The 13,606-nt window shown below is 38.1% G+C and carries 17 protein-coding genes; 1 reads left to right on the forward strand and 16 read right to left on the reverse strand.

Going from position 1 to position 13,606, the window contains the following annotated elements; all coding sequences use genetic code 11:
• Positions 1 to 7: 7 nt before the first annotated feature.
• The 3 genes from coaBC to gmk form a co-directional block, all read right to left on the reverse strand.
• Positions 8 to 1,222 (reverse strand): bifunctional phosphopantothenoylcysteine decarboxylase/phosphopantothenate--cysteine ligase CoaBC, encoded by a 1,215-nt coding sequence (coaBC, locus tag DD627_RS00550; protein WP_068807356.1) that lies wholly within the window; start codon positions 1,220 to 1,222, stop codon positions 8 to 10.
• A gap of 83 nt (positions 1,223 to 1,305) precedes the next feature.
• Positions 1,306 to 1,515 (reverse strand): DNA-directed RNA polymerase subunit omega, encoded by a 210-nt coding sequence (gene rpoZ / locus DD627_RS00555; protein WP_057783506.1) that lies wholly within the window; start codon positions 1,513 to 1,515, stop codon positions 1,306 to 1,308.
• A 1-nt stretch (position 1,516) separates the two neighbouring features.
• Complete coding sequence (gene gmk, locus DD627_RS00560) at positions 1,517 to 2,131, reverse strand: guanylate kinase (protein WP_057783504.1); 615 nt, start codon at positions 2,129 to 2,131, stop codon at positions 1,517 to 1,519.
• 180 nt (positions 2,132 to 2,311) lie between these two features.
• On the opposite strand from gmk, the gene DD627_RS00565 reads away from it, so the two are divergent.
• Complete coding sequence (locus tag DD627_RS00565) at positions 2,312 to 2,626, forward strand: hypothetical protein (RefSeq protein ID WP_057783502.1); 315 nt, start codon at positions 2,312 to 2,314, stop codon at positions 2,624 to 2,626.
• Positions 2,627 to 2,636: 10 nt separating this feature from the next.
• Here DD627_RS00565 and DD627_RS00570 read toward each other — a convergent pair whose 3' ends face one another.
• The 13 genes from DD627_RS00570 to DD627_RS00630 all read right to left on the reverse strand — a co-directional run bounded on the left by DD627_RS00570 (position 2,637) and on the right by DD627_RS00630 (position 13,594).
• Positions 2,637 to 3,308, reverse strand: a complete 672-nt coding sequence (locus DD627_RS00570; protein WP_068807359.1) for an ABC transporter permease — start codon at positions 3,306 to 3,308, stop codon at positions 2,637 to 2,639.
• A 1-nt stretch (position 3,309) separates the two neighbouring features.
• A complete protein-coding gene (locus DD627_RS00575; RefSeq protein WP_068807362.1) occupies positions 3,310 to 4,245 on the reverse strand; it encodes an osmoprotectant ABC transporter substrate-binding protein in 936 nt (311 codons plus the stop codon).
• A 13-nt stretch (positions 4,246 to 4,258) separates the two neighbouring features.
• Positions 4,259 to 4,897: an ABC transporter permease gene (locus tag DD627_RS00580; protein WP_057783496.1), complete on the reverse strand. Its 639-nt coding sequence runs from the start codon at positions 4,895 to 4,897 to the stop codon at positions 4,259 to 4,261.
• Entirely contained in the window at positions 4,894 to 6,078 is a 1,185-nt protein-coding gene (locus DD627_RS00585) for a betaine/proline/choline family ABC transporter ATP-binding protein (RefSeq protein WP_286984553.1), read from the reverse strand. Before DD627_RS00585 ends, DD627_RS00580 begins: the two co-directional genes overlap by 4 nt.
• A 150-nt stretch (positions 6,079 to 6,228) precedes the next feature.
• Positions 6,229 to 7,914: a DNA repair protein RecN gene (recN, locus tag DD627_RS00590; protein WP_057783492.1), complete on the reverse strand. Its 1,686-nt coding sequence runs from the start codon at positions 7,912 to 7,914 to the stop codon at positions 6,229 to 6,231.
• 31 nt (positions 7,915 to 7,945) lie between these two features.
• Complete coding sequence (locus DD627_RS00595) at positions 7,946 to 8,401, reverse strand: arginine repressor (protein ID WP_068807368.1); 456 nt, start codon at positions 8,399 to 8,401, stop codon at positions 7,946 to 7,948.
• Between the two features lie 15 nt (positions 8,402 to 8,416).
• Complete coding sequence (locus DD627_RS00600; RefSeq protein WP_057783488.1) at positions 8,417 to 9,247, reverse strand: TlyA family RNA methyltransferase; 831 nt, start codon at positions 9,245 to 9,247, stop codon at positions 8,417 to 8,419.
• A complete protein-coding gene (locus DD627_RS00605; RefSeq protein WP_260274393.1) occupies positions 9,244 to 10,149 on the reverse strand; it encodes a polyprenyl synthetase family protein in 906 nt (301 codons plus the stop codon). The genes DD627_RS00600 and DD627_RS00605 overlap by 4 nt, the downstream gene beginning before the upstream one ends.
• Complete coding sequence (locus DD627_RS00610) at positions 10,149 to 10,394, reverse strand: exodeoxyribonuclease VII small subunit (RefSeq protein ID WP_068807370.1); 246 nt, start codon at positions 10,392 to 10,394, stop codon at positions 10,149 to 10,151. The genes DD627_RS00605 and DD627_RS00610 overlap by 1 nt, the downstream gene beginning before the upstream one ends.
• On the reverse strand, positions 10,387 to 11,739 hold the full coding sequence (gene xseA / locus DD627_RS00615) for an exodeoxyribonuclease VII large subunit (protein ID WP_260274391.1): 1,353 nt from the start codon (positions 11,737 to 11,739) through the stop codon (positions 10,387 to 10,389). The genes DD627_RS00610 and xseA overlap by 8 nt, the downstream gene beginning before the upstream one ends.
• Positions 11,732 to 12,595: a bifunctional 5,10-methylenetetrahydrofolate dehydrogenase/5,10-methenyltetrahydrofolate cyclohydrolase gene (locus DD627_RS00620; RefSeq protein ID WP_057783480.1), complete on the reverse strand. Its 864-nt coding sequence runs from the start codon at positions 12,593 to 12,595 to the stop codon at positions 11,732 to 11,734. The genes xseA and DD627_RS00620 overlap by 8 nt, the downstream gene beginning before the upstream one ends.
• A gap of 163 nt (positions 12,596 to 12,758) precedes the next feature.
• Positions 12,759 to 13,166 carry a transcription antitermination factor NusB gene (nusB, locus tag DD627_RS00625; RefSeq protein WP_260274390.1) on the reverse strand — a complete coding sequence of 136 codons (408 nt, stop codon included), beginning with the start codon at positions 13,164 to 13,166 and terminating at the stop codon, positions 12,759 to 12,761.
• Complete coding sequence (locus tag DD627_RS00630) at positions 13,163 to 13,594, reverse strand: Asp23/Gls24 family envelope stress response protein (RefSeq protein WP_057783476.1); 432 nt, start codon at positions 13,592 to 13,594, stop codon at positions 13,163 to 13,165. Before DD627_RS00630 ends, nusB begins: the two co-directional genes overlap by 4 nt.
• Between the last annotated feature and the right edge of the window lie 12 nt (positions 13,595 to 13,606).

A 13,606-nucleotide genomic window follows, 5' to 3' on the forward strand; every position in this document is an offset into this window, starting at 1 on the left:
CACCTGCTTATGCAAACCGCTTTGCAATTACTTCTAGTACTTTTTTTGCGATAACTTTTTTATTTTCTTTGGAAATTTGAATATTAGGTTCATTTGGCTGCAAAATGGTTACTGCATTTTCATCAACATCAAATCCGATATCGTGACGGGACACATCATTAGCCACAATCATATCAGCGCCTTTAGCCCTTAGTTTTCCTTTAGCGTTATTAAGAAGATCTTCTGTTTCTGCTGCAAATCCAACGACAAACTGATTGGTATGCAAGTTCTTTAAACTTTTTAAGATATCTGGTGTTTCTTGAAGTTCTAAGATCAATTTGTCAGATTGAGTAGCCTTTTTAATTTTATGGTTCTCAAACTGCACTGGCTGATAATCAGAAACCGCAGCTGCCATAATCAAAATATCTGCCTTGTCAAAATTATTGTGAACCGCAGTCATCATTTCCGTCACAGTTTCCACATAAATAACTTTAACCCCATTTGGAGCCGCCAGCTGTTTGGTTGCAGAAATCAAAGTAACCTCAGCACCAGCTGTTTGTGCAACTTCTGCAAAAGCATACCCCATTTTACCAGAGGATCGATTAGAAATATAGCGAACTGGATCAAGATATTCTCGCGTGCCACCGGCAGTTATCAAAATCTTTTTGTTTTTCAAACTAGCTAAGTTAGAATAGTTTTTCACTGTAATTTTTTTCTCGATATATTGCATGACTGTTGTGTTTTCAGGAAAACGGCCTTTACCTGAATAGCCCTCCGCTAGCAATCCTTCATCTGGATCCATAACATTCACACCATCAACTTTTAAGATTTTAATGTTGCGTTGGACCGCTGAGCTCTGCCACATATGCACATTCATTGCGGGAATTACAAATATTGGCGCAGTAAGTGCCAATAACGTGGTACTGACAAAATCATCTGCCAATCCATTGGCCATTTTACTCATGATATTGGCCGTTGCTGGCGCCACAATCGCGATATCTGTCCAATCTGCCAATTCCACGTGAGCAACTGGTGCACTGGTGACCTGTTCAAATAAACCGGTTTGCACTGGATGCTGACTAATCGTTTGGAAAGTCGCTTTACCTACAAATTTCATAGCCGTATTTGTCATAGCAACCCGGACCTGAGCACCTTGTTTTTGAACTAAACGAATCAATTCCACCACTTTGTACGTGGCTATCCCACCGGTAATAAAAAATGTAATATGCTTATCTTTCCACATAAAACTTCTCCTCGCTAGAAACTACTCTTAAAATCGAAAAAAGGTCTGAAAGAAATCTCTCTCAGGCCTTTGTATCACAAACTTTAAAATTCGGTTTTGTCAGGATCAATTACGACATCACCTGCAACAATTTCTTCAAGTGCCTGACCAACACTTTTAGAAGACTCATATTTGTCTAAAAGTGGTTGTGCGCCAGCATCTAATTCATGGGCACGTTTGCTTGCTAACATAATTAATGAGTAACGTGAATCCACACGTTCTAATAAATCATCAACTGATGGATATAAAATCATTTTATTTATCTCCTAACATTTCTTCATATTCTGGAAACACACGATCAACGCGGAATCGTTCACTTTTAATAATCGTTTTAATACTTTCAACAGCATTTTCAACTTTGTCATTCACAACAGCAAAATCATAATCTCGCATCATGCGAATTTCTTCAACAGCTTTTGCCATGCGTTTGTTAATGGTTTCCATATCTTCTGTGCCTCGATTTATGATTCGTTGTTTTAATTCCATCAAATCAGGAGGCGTCAAAAAGACAAACACACCATCTGGAGACTTCTGTCTAACCTGTAAGGCACCATTTACTTCAATTTCTAAAAAAACATCTTTTCCACGATCTAATGTTTCGTTAACGTACTTCAAAGGAGTCCCGTAATAATTGTCAACGTATTTTGCATACTCCAACATTTGACCAGTTTCAATGTTATGTTCAAACTCTTCCTTAGAAACGAAGTAATAATCAACACCATTGACCTCACCTTCACGAGGTTTTCGGGTTGTCATCGAAATGGAATATTGAAAATCATTCCCACCTTGGTCAAAGATTGCTTTACGTACCGTCCCTTTACCAACTCCGGATGGACCTGATAAAACGATAAGCATTCCTCTTTTTGCCATAATTTAAAATCTCCTAAATGTAATGTACTCCTATTATCGCTTTTTTAACCACTCTTTTCAACTACAAATCAAGGTTTAAGCACACTTTTCGTCCATTTAGACAACTTTTATATTTTCTATTGCATTTGTGAACGTTTGTTCGTATAATGAAAACACAAACAAACGTTCGAGGTGGAAAATATGGAAAATTTACAACAGAATCATAATCGTGTCTCCGAATTCGTCCAGAATTCCTATCAAAAGCTTTTTTCAGAACCAGAGCTAGAGGGCATTGAACCCCAAATGCCGAAATTTCAATTAAAATCATTCTTAGCTCAAGCCATTGATAAAAACTATAAGGTAACAATTCAAATCAATGCCAATAACACAATTTATGAAACAACCGGCTTACTAACAAAAATTGCTAAAAACCGTTTTCTTTTAGCTACTCAAGGCCAGAAAGTGACTTACCTTTTACAAATAGAAGATATTCGTTTCGTTAAAAAGACTTACTAATAACGGATATCTATTTATGTTGCTTAGCAAGTTTATAAACTGGATCCAATCTATTTTGTAACCAGCCTAAAACTAAATCAGAAATAATAGCCATTAAAGCTGTTGGCAATGCGCCAGCTAAGATAATGGCACCACCATTTGTTGCATTAGTCCCACGGATAATAATATCTCCAAGACCACCAGCACCAACGAAGGTCCCGATTGTGGTAATTCCAATTGCTAGAACCAAAGCGTTTCTTATACCGGCCATAATGACCGACATTGAAAGTGGCAGTTCAACCATGTACAGCATTTGAAAGCGAGTCATTCCCATTCCCTTTCCGGAATCAAGGATACTGGCATCCACACTCTGCATACCACTGTATGTGTTTTTTATAATGGGTAACAACGCATATAAAAAGACGGTTGCAATAACTGTGTTAACACCCAGTCCTAAGCCCAGCATGATAATAGACAACATTGCCAAGGAAGGAACCGTTTGAATCACATTGGCGATGCCAATTACGGTTGCACTCAGTTTTGAGTGCCGGGCAATCAAAATACCTAAAGGAATTCCCACGATTGCAGCAAACACAACTCCATAAATGGAAATTAGGAAATGACGATCAAACTGAGTAAGCACATATAAACCGTTATGAGAAAAATAATAAGCCAATTGTTGAAAAGTGTTTAAGTTTTCCATTCTATTTCCCATCCTTTCCATCAAAATAGTTATGTTGTTCTAAGAATTGTTTAGCAACCACCTGAGGCTCAATTAAATCATTATCAACTTTAGCATTCAACGTTTGCATCGTGGTTAACGAAATTTTTCCCTTTAGTTTAAGCAGAACCTTTTTCAATTCTGGATGTTCCTTAAGAACTTTGTCTGTTGCTAAAGGACTTGCATTATAAGGCGGGAAGAATTGTTTATTATCCTTCAGAACTTTCAAATCATAACTTTTAATCCGCCCATCAGTTGAATAACCTAATACCGCGTTCATTTTACCGGACTGAACCGCACTATAGACTAAACCAATCTGCATTGGATAAACCTTTTCAAATTGAAAGCCATAGACCTGAGTAAATCCAGTATAGCCATCCCCTTTTCGGTTAACCCAAATTTGGTCGGCACCAACGGTCATTTTGGGAGCCAAATTCTTTAAATCACTAACAGTTTTTAAATTCTCTTTTCGAGCTAATTTACCGGTCACCATAAATGCATAAGTATCAGCAAAACCGTAAGATGGAAAATAAGTCATATGGTATTTTTCTTGAAAAATCTTGCGAACCTTTCGTGTCGTAACCGAAGGACTTTTGATAGCATCTTGACCAAAAATAGTAGTGAGATCCGTTCCGTTATATCGAACGGCCGAAATATCAGCATTATCATTTTTAAGCGCTTGGAAACTTACAGAACTAGATCCCAAATTATTAATCAAAGTTGTTTTTAAATTGGTATCATGCTGAATCAAATCAGAAATCATATACGCCATAATTTGTTGTTCAGTTGTATTTTGGGTTGCAATTCGTACCGTATCCTGGGATGACGAGTTTAGGCCGGGGAATCCGCAACCGCTCAAGATAAACGTTGAAACAAATAGTAATATTCCAACCTTCAAAAATCGTGTTATTTTTTTCATTGCGATCCCCTTTCTATGATCTTACATTACTTGTCGTTTTAGGGGTGAGCCAAGCTTCTAGTTTGGCTAATAGCCAGTCAACCAACAAAGCTAACAAAATAACTGGAATGGATCCTCCTAAAATCAAATCAGTACGGTATAGGTTTAAACCATTAAAAATAAAGTCACCTAAACCGCCAGCACCAATATAAGAAGCTAACGCAGTCCACGCAATGACGTAGGTAGCAGACAAACGAATACCACTCATAATAACCGGAACCGCCATTGGCAACTCCAGCTTTATTATAGACTGCATATTTGTCATACCCATCCCTTTTGCTGCATCCTTTAAACTAGCATCCACACCGTTCAAGCCCAAATACGTGTTACGTAAAATTGGCAAAAGCGAGTAGATAAATAAGGCAACAATGGCCGGCAGCGCACCAATTCCAAAAAGCGGAATCATCATCGCTAACAATGCTAAAGCGGGAACCGTCTGTAGGACACTTGCTATTTCAATAATGATCGACGAAGCTTTCTTTAATCGGGTCAATGCCACTCCTAAAGGAACTGCAACTATCACGCCTAAACCAAGGGCAATTCCAGAAATATAAATATGTTGCCAAATTTTATAAAGTAACTGACCCCCGTATGTTTGGATAAAAATAATCACGATTTATCGTCACCCGCCTCTACTTTTTCAGCTGGCTTGGTATCCTCTTTCTTTTTATCATGTGTTTGCGTATCAGAATCTCCCCAAAGCGCATCATACACAATATCAACTAAAGAAGCCCGGGTCACAATTCCAACCAACTTCTTGTTTTCATCAACAACTGGAACGTTTTTATAACCGCGCTTCAAGATTCGTTCAACCGTATCTCGAATAATAGAATTTTCATTTACATAAAATACTTTTCGTGTCATCACATCATCAACACTAGTTGCCGTATTGTAGTTATAGTCAATCTGCTCAATGCCAACATAACCCTTCAGGACACCAGTATCATCAGTGACAAGTAAAGTATCAACTCGTTTTTCATGCATTAGCTTTAAAGCTTCTTTTAATGATCTACCTGGTGTAATCGAAACGGCGTTGTTATACATCACTTGGCCAACCGTGGTAATACTTGGTCTAGCCTGAATTAAGCGGTCTTTTCCAATTAAATTCTCGACGAACTCATTTGCAGGATGGCGCAAAATTTCATCCGGTGTGGCTACTTGAATCATTTTTCCATGACTCATGACCACAATGCGAGTAGACAATTTTAAAGCTTCATCCATATCATGCGTCACAAATATTAACGTCTTCCCTAAACGCATTTGCAAATCTTTCACAAAGTCCTGTAAAGACTCACGTGTAATGGGATCCAATGCTCCAAATGGCTCATCCATTAAAATTAAATCTTGATCTGCTGCTAAGGCACGAACAACCCCAATTCGTTGTTGTTGTCCTCCTGATAATTCAGATGGATAACGATCCAAAAATTCTTCTGGTAATTCAACCATTTTAATCATTTCTTTAGCACGTTCGTTACGTTTTTCTTCAGACCATTTAAGTAATTTTGGCACAATTGTAATATTATCGCGAATTGTCATGTGAGGCATTAACCCAATATTTTGGATAACATACCCAATCTTACGGCGTAACTTAACGGGATCCGCTTTTAAAACGTCTTCCCCATTTAATTTAATTGAACCTTCGGTAGGGTTCAACATTCGATTAATCATCCGCATCGTCGTTGTCTTTCCAGAACCTGAAGTCCCGATAAAACAAATAAACTCACCTTTTTTAACATCGAGATTAAAGTCATCGACGGCCTTATTTCCACCGTAAATCTTTGAAAGATGTTTCATCTCTAAAAACACGTACGTCAACTCCATTCTTTTTTAAGTACAACTGAGTCCATCGTATCGTACATGGGCCCCTTTCTGCAAACGTTATGGCCAATTAATTAACTAAAAGGCCGCCCTATCAGTCCTCAGAAAAAAATAAAAAAGAGTTTTCTAAGATGTATGGGCCATCTTAAGAAGCTCTTTTGCATGTTGAATACTTAATTTTGTAACTGTACTACCTGCCAACATTCTGGCCAACTCTTGTACCCGACCGTTTTCATTCAAGTCACTCAATTTTGTTTCTGTACGGCCACCTTTTACTGCCTTTGAGACAAAGAATTGATGATCTGCTTCTGCGGCCACTTGTGGCAAATGGGTGATACATAAAACCTGCGAGTAACTTGCAATAAGCTTGATTTTCTCAGCAATAGCTTGCGCAACCCGGCCACTAACACCTGTATCTACTTCATCAAAGATAATGCTAGTAACACCCTGTGATTTTGCAAAAATTGTCTTCAACGCCAACATAATTCGAGAAAGCTCTCCACCAGATGCGATCCTAGACAACGGCCCCATAGACTCGCCGGGATTGGTTCGCAGATAAAACTCAACATTGTCAATTCCAGTCGATTTAAATTTCAAACCAGCAGATTCATCGAAGTGCACTTCAAATTCGGCCTTATCCATATACAGTTGTTTTAGTTGGTCATGAACTGCAACCTGTAACTTACTTGCTGCTTGTTTACGAGTTGTCGATAATTGAAGGGCAATTTTTTTGAGCTGTTCTTGAATCGTCTCTAATTGAGATTCCATTTGGTCTTCATCAGATTCTGAATCAACCATGCTATGAAGTTCCTCAGAAGCTTTTTGATCATAAGCTAAAATTTGTTGAATATTATCGCCATATTTCTTTTTAAGTTGATAAATCTCTTCTAACCGTTTTTCTACCTGGTCTAGCTTGCCTTCATCCCACTCCATATTTTCCAGCTCACCACTAATATCACTTGTGGCATCTTGTAACTGATAATAAGCTGAGGAAATAATATTTGAGATGTTTTTATATTTATCATCAATATTTTCAATATCACGCAAAGCATTCATCGCTTCACCGGTACTATCAATTGCCCCAGCAGACTCCTCATTTTCCAAAGCTAACTGTGCAGTTTGAAGGGCCGTGCTAATTTTTTGGAAGTTTTCTAAAAGTTCCTTTTGAGAATTAAGTTGTTCTTCTTCACCAACCTGCAGATTAGCATCTTCAATTTCTTTAACTTGAAAGCGAAGCATATCAACTCTTTGTGCCCATTCCTTTTCGTTAGCCTTTTTGCGATTAAATTTTTGTTTTAAATTTTGGAAATGTTCGTACTTTTGCTGATACTGTTTTAAAAGAGGTTGGATACCATTACGTGCGAACTCATCCAGCATACCCAAATGTTTCTCAGGCTGCATTAGTTCTTGATGCTCATTTTGCCCATGAATATCAATGAGGGTTTCACCGATTTTTTTTAGAATGGTTGTGTTAACTAAAGAACCGTTAATTCGACACACATTACGACCACTTGCTTGAATCTCTCTTTGTAAAATTAAAGTCGGATCCGCATGTTCAATTCCATATTGGTCTAATAACGCCAAGGTATCAGGATTTTTATCCATACTAAACATACCTTGCAAAACAGCCTTTTTAGTCCCCTTACGGATAAAATCAACCGATCCGCGACCGCCTGCAAGCAATCCAACAGCATCAATAATAATCGATTTTCCTGCACCTGTTTCACCAGTCAAAACGGTCATTCCAGAATTAAATTCAATATTCAATTTTTCAATAATTGCAAAGTTTCGAATTGATAATTCCTGCAGCATGTTTTCACCTCAACCTATTTAATTGCTCGACTCAATTCGTTAGCATTTCTGAAATTAATTGTTTAATGGTACCTACGCCTTCTACACTAGTCGTCACGACCAACACTGAGCCATCATCACTAATGGCACCTAAAACATCACTACTATTTAGTTGATTTAGCAAACTAGCTATGGCAGGACCACTCCCTGGCTGAACCGCCAAAAAAATAAAAGTTGCATTACTGGTCATCTTTCGCAACGACTGTTGAAGTGTAGTTCCCAACTTTAGTTTAATATCTTCATCTTTTTTTGGTGGCAAAGCGTAATGATAGCCACCATTTTTCGAAGGTAACTTAATTAACTGCATGTCGCGGATATCACGCGAAACTGTTGCCTGCGTGACTTCAATTCCACTCTCTCTTAAAAAAGTTACCAAATCTTCTTGCTTTTGAACATCATTGTCAATTAGGATTTTTTGAATATGCTTCTGGCGTTCACTTTTTTTCATTTGGCACGACCTCTTTTATTTCTCTTTTGTTGCGTGATTCAATTGCGCATAGGCAGACTCTAAAGTTTTAGAAATTGAAACAGATTTCGCAATCTTAGCCTCACCATTAGTCGCAACCAAATGGGTCAAAAACTCAATATTTCCTTCGCCACCCTTAATCGGAGAAAAATCTAGCCCCACAACATTGTACCCACTTTCAACTGCCATACCAAGTGTGTTTTTTAAGACTTCCTCATGAGTTTTGGGATCACGAATAATTCCGTGTTTGCCTACCTTATCTTTTCCTGCTTCAAATTGTGGTTTGATCAAAGCAACGACACTGCCATTTGCTTTAATAATATTTTTTAATGGTGGTAAAATTAGTTTCAACGAAATAAAAGAAACGTCAATTGACGCAAATTCCGGTTGACCATGAGTGAAGTCGTCCAATTGAGAATATCTAAAATTAGTGTTTTCCATAACAACCACACGGGGGTCTTCGCGTAATTTCCAAACTAACTGATTGGTTCCCACGTCAAGCGCATAACTTAATTTAGCACCGTTCTGAAGCATCACATCTGTAAATCCACCAGTTGAAGAACCAATGTCCAAAACTACCTTGTCCTGCACACTAATGTGAAACACTTTGAGTGCTTTTTCAAGTTTCAATCCTCCGCGACTGACATATGGCATCTTTTTCCCTTTAAAATGTAGCTCAGTATCAACCGATATTTTACTACCAGGTTTATCCAATCGCTCTTCATTTTCTCCTAGGATTTCGCCAGCCATCACAGCACGTTTAGCCTGCTCGCGTGTATCAAACAGTCCCTGTGATACTAATAATACATCAACCCGTTCTTTTTTCATTTTTCTTCCTCGTTTAATTGAAAATACTCTAAGAAGCCTTGCAATAAATTCGTTGAATTCCCATTATGTTGCAATTTGTTAAGTGCTTCTCGACAATTCATGACACACTGCATTAAATCTTTCTTGCTTTGTGTCAGTCCGCGAATGCTTGGATACGTATTTTTATGCTCTTCAACATCCTTGTGAACAGCTTTTCCCATAGCTTTTTCTGAACTCAAAACATCCTCTAAATCATCATATATTTGAAAAGCTAGTCCAAAATTTTCAGCAAACGTAACTAAGTATTTCTGATTTATTGAACTTGTCGTTGCGATAATATTAGCGGCTTGTGCAGTATAGGTAATTAAAGCCCCCGTCTTTTGCTTATGCAATTGCTTTAATTGCATAAATGACAATTGCTTGCCTTCACCCAACACGTCAGTAGCTTGACCAGCAACCATCCCTGCAGGGCCTGCTGCATGGGCCAATGCATAAGTTAGCTGGCTCACAACTTTTGGACTAAATTTGGTGGTCGCTATCCACTCGAAAGCTAACGTTAACAGCCCATCGCCGGCTAGGATAGCCAGTGCCTCACCATATTTTTTATGATTAGTGGGCAGCCCTCTACGCAAATCATCGTTATCCATTGCTGGTAAATCATCATGAATTAAAGAATATGTGTGTAAAAGCTCCAGCGCAGCGGCAACTTGGACACTATTGGTATCAATGGCAGTTCCACTAACTTGTAGCATTGCTAATAGCAATAATGGCCGTAGTCTTTTTCCGCCTGCAAAAACTGAATACTGCATAGACTCGCTTAAACTTAAATTTGTCACGCTATCCGGCAAATGTTCTTTTAAAAACTGGTTCAAGACCTTAGTGTATTTTTGAATAAATGCTTGCGTTTCCACATTTTCGATCATTATTTATTTGTGCCTTCAGTTGTATCATCTGATGCTTCGAACGGAACTTCTTGACCATCTTCATCCATCATTTTGGTTAACGTTTTTTCTGCGTTTTGCAAAGTGTCTTGTAAATCCTTACTCAAGACAACGCCCCGCTTAAATTCGTTTAGTGCCTTTTCAAGGGGCACATCACCCTTTTCTAAATTGGTCACAATCTCGTCTAAAGATTTTAAGTTTTCTTCAAAAGTAGGTTTTTCAGTCATTTTTTTGTCCTCCTTGTTCTATTTCAGTTACTTTAGCCTTGGCCGTACCATCACTCAAATGTAATTCGATTTCCGTATCAGATTTCAATTCCGAGGCTTTTTTGACAACCTTTCCCTGCCGAGTCACATAACTATATCCACGACTCATAATCTTCAATGGGCTTAAGTAGTCTAACGCAGAAATTGAATGCTTTAGTTCAGTGGACTTAGTCGTAAATAGTGCCTGAATTCCTCTATTTAGTCTTGTTTTTAAATTTGTAACTGTCTGTTGTTCTTGCTGAATACGATTTGCTGGTGAATTCAAAAACAAAGTTTGCTGACTTTTATTTAACTGATTTTGGTAAAAATTTAAAGTGGCAGTCATATTTTGCTTTAGTCTTTCGTCCAAATAATCAAGATTTTGTACATATCCTTCATACAACCGGCGAGGATCTTGAAAAACATAGGATTGATCCAGTCGATTTAAACTTTGGCGATCTTTTTTTAACAAATTCATAAAGGCATTAAAAATTCGTGTTCGGCGCTGTGATAAATACAAAATTTCTTCACTGAGCACCGGTGTGGCTAATTCAGCTGCCGCAGTGGGCGTTGCAGCCCTGACATCGGCAACCAAATCTGCAATCGTTGTGTCCGTTTCATGTCCAACTGAAGAAATAATTGGAATTTTACTTGCAAAAATTGCCCTCGCAACTTGTTCTTCATTAAATGGCCACAAATCCTCAATCGAACCGCCGCCACGTCCTAAAATAATGGTATCAAAACTACCAAGTGCATTGACTTGTTGAATGCGCGTTGTTATTTCTTTTGCAGCTTCCGTACCCTGCACTTGAGCAGGAAACAAGACCAATTGGGTAATAGGGAACCGTCTACGTGTCGTGGTTATAATATCCCGGATAACAGCACCAGAAGGACTGGTAATAACGGCAATTCTTTTTGGGAATCGAACTAGAGGTTGTTTTGGAGCCGTAAATAATCCTTCGGCACTTAACTTCGTCTTTAACTGTTCGTATGCTTGATATAGTGCACCCACCCCATCAGGTTGCATACTGTCAATATAAATTTGATAGCTTCCGCTTGCCTCGTAGACAGATAGCCTTCCAGTAACTAAAACTTTCATCCCGGTTTCAGGCGTAAATTTCACTTTTTCAAATGCCGATTTAAACATAATGGCATTAATTTTTGCATGATCATCTTTCAAACTGAAATATTGGTGCGCATGCGGACGAATCCGTAAATTGGAAATTTCACCAACCAAATAAACACGGCCTAAATACGGATCAACATCAAATTTACGTTTTATATACTGTGTTAAAGCGGTCACCGTTAGATAATTTTCTTTATCCATTTTTCTCACTACTCCATTCAGCTAATGCAACGGTTTGAGAAATTAGGGTTGTAATGGTCATTGGCCCCACTCCTTTTGGTACTGGTGTGATGTAAGAAGCCTTTCTTTCAACCTCAGCAAAATCCACATCACCAACTAGCTTTCCATTTACATCTCGGTCCATGCCGACATCAATTACGACTGCATCCGACTTCACATCTGCTTCCTTAATATATTTGGCAATGCCCACAGCTACAACCAGAATATCCGCTTCTCGCGTTAGTTGAGACAAATTATGAGTATGACTGTGTGCCACTGTGACCGTCGCATTGGCATTAACCAAAAGTGCTGCCATCGGCTTACCCACGATTGTACTTCTACCAACTACAACTGCTTTTTTGCCATCTAAATCAATATGATACGCATTGAAAATAGACATTATACCCTGGGGAGTACAAGCAATTGGGGTTTTCTCAGTATGATTTATCACTAACTTGCCAATGTTTGTTGGATGAAACCCATCTGCATCCTTTTCAGGTGCTATCGCATTTGTCACATTAAATTCGTTAATATGTGCAGGCAAAGGCAACTGGACAAGAATTGCATGAATTGTTGGATTTTCGTTATATGTTTGAATAATCTTTATGAGATCTGCTTCTGAAATTGTATCCGGAAGATTGCGAACAATCGAGTTGATTTTCATTTTTTTTGCTCGACGCTCTTTATTACGTACATAAATTTTACTAGCCGGATCGTCACCCACTAAAATGACAACTAGTCCAGGAACAATTCCTTGGTCAGCCAAACGTTGAATCCTAACAGTTGTTGTTTTGTCAATTTCAGCTGCAAGTGCTTTACCATCCATAATAGTTGCCATAAAATTACCTCTCTTGTATGTATGACTTACCTCTATAGTTTAGCATATTAGAAAATACGAAAAAACCAGAAAAAACTATTTGTTTTTTCTGGCTCACTTAAATTATTTATAATGGATAACTTCTTCAAAATTCATTTCTGCAAAACTATAAATTTTAGAAATTCTATCCCAATTTGCTTGAAAGAACGCCATTAATAAAGTTTTTTGCTGTTTCATCAGCATATTTCTTAGCTAGCTCAAGAGCTTCATTAACTGCGACCTTATCTGGGACATCCTCCACATAATTGATTTCAAAAAAAGCAATTTGTAAGATAAGATGATCTGTTCTTGCTAAACGTTCAACCGACCAAATCTTTTTTAAAAACTTGCTAATTTCTTCATCCAACTCTTGATGATGGGTCGTCACACCATCGACAAGTTGCACAAGATAGGTTGGAACGTCTTCTGAGGTGTCATGGTAGCTTTCTAATACTTGATGATATAAATCATCATGAGAGGCGTCTGAATTGCTGCTCAATGCAAACAAAACTTGAAAAGCAGCCTCTCGAATTTGATGTCGATTTAAACTCACTTTTCATCACCATCATTTTCCGCAAAAATATCATCTGGGTCCACAGTGGATGTTGATTTGGCAGGAATAATTCCTTCCACATGAATGTTAACCTCAGTTACTTCAAGTTCAGTCATAAATAAAAGTTGTTGATTTACTTTACTTTGAACTTTCTTAGCAATTTCAGGAACAGATGTCCCATAATCAAGGTAAACATACACATCAACACGTAACTTGCCATCACTTAAACCAAGTTTAACGCCCTGGCCCTTTGTGTTTCTAGTAAGAAATGAAGTGACACTCTCACTTAAACCACTGCTACTTAAATGAACGCCCTGAACTTCTTCAACAGAAATTCCAGCAATAATTGAAACAACCTCGGGAGCAATTTTAATCTCCCCAAGTGTTGGTTTATGTTCCGCCAGCGCTAAATATTTATCTTCTGCCATTTTATAAACCTC

The sequence above is a fragment of the Pediococcus sp. genome (genome assembly GCF_003533255.1).
Taxonomy (GTDB): Bacteria; Bacillota; Bacilli; order Lactobacillales; family Lactobacillaceae; genus Pediococcus; species Pediococcus parvulus.

Bases quoted from the DNA above. Each gene is read 5' to 3' on its own strand.
- coaBC (WP_068807356.1), bottom strand. From the start codon at position 1,222: ATGTGGAAAGATAAGCATATTACATTTTTTATTACCGGTGGGATAGCC.
- rpoZ (WP_057783506.1), bottom strand. From the start codon at position 1,515: ATGATTTTATATCCATCAGTTGATGATTTATTAGAACGTGTGGATTCA.
- gmk (WP_057783504.1), bottom strand. From the start codon at position 2,131: ATGGCAAAAAGAGGAATGCTTATCGTTTTATCAGGTCCATCCGGAGTT.
- DD627_RS00565 (WP_057783502.1), top strand. From the start codon at position 2,312: ATGGAAAATTTACAACAGAATCATAATCGTGTCTCCGAATTCGTCCAG.
- DD627_RS00570 (WP_068807359.1), bottom strand. From the start codon at position 3,308: ATGGAAAACTTAAACACTTTTCAACAATTGGCTTATTATTTTTCTCAT.
- DD627_RS00575 (WP_068807362.1), bottom strand. From the start codon at position 4,245: ATGAAAAAAATAACACGATTTTTGAAGGTTGGAATATTACTATTTGTT.
- DD627_RS00585 (WP_286984553.1), bottom strand. From the start codon at position 6,078: ATGAAACATCTTTCAAAGATTTACGGTGGAAATAAGGCCGTCGATGAC.
- recN (WP_057783492.1), bottom strand. From the start codon at position 7,914: ATGCTGCAGGAATTATCAATTCGAAACTTTGCAATTATTGAAAAATTG.
- DD627_RS00595 (WP_068807368.1), bottom strand. From the start codon at position 8,401: ATGAAAAAAAGTGAACGCCAGAAGCATATTCAAAAAATCCTAATTGAC.
- DD627_RS00600 (WP_057783488.1), bottom strand. From the start codon at position 9,247: ATGAAAAAAGAACGGGTTGATGTATTATTAGTATCACAGGGACTGTTT.
- DD627_RS00605 (WP_260274393.1), bottom strand. From the start codon at position 10,149: ATGATCGAAAATGTGGAAACGCAAGCATTTATTCAAAAATACACTAAG.
- DD627_RS00610 (WP_068807370.1), bottom strand. From the start codon at position 10,394: ATGACTGAAAAACCTACTTTTGAAGAAAACTTAAAATCTTTAGACGAG.
- xseA (WP_260274391.1), bottom strand. From the start codon at position 11,739: ATGGATAAAGAAAATTATCTAACGGTGACCGCTTTAACACAGTATATA.
- DD627_RS00620 (WP_057783480.1), bottom strand. From the start codon at position 12,595: ATGGCAACTATTATGGATGGTAAAGCACTTGCAGCTGAAATTGACAAA.
- DD627_RS00630 (WP_057783476.1), bottom strand. From the start codon at position 13,594: ATGGCAGAAGATAAATATTTAGCGCTGGCGGAACATAAACCAACACTT.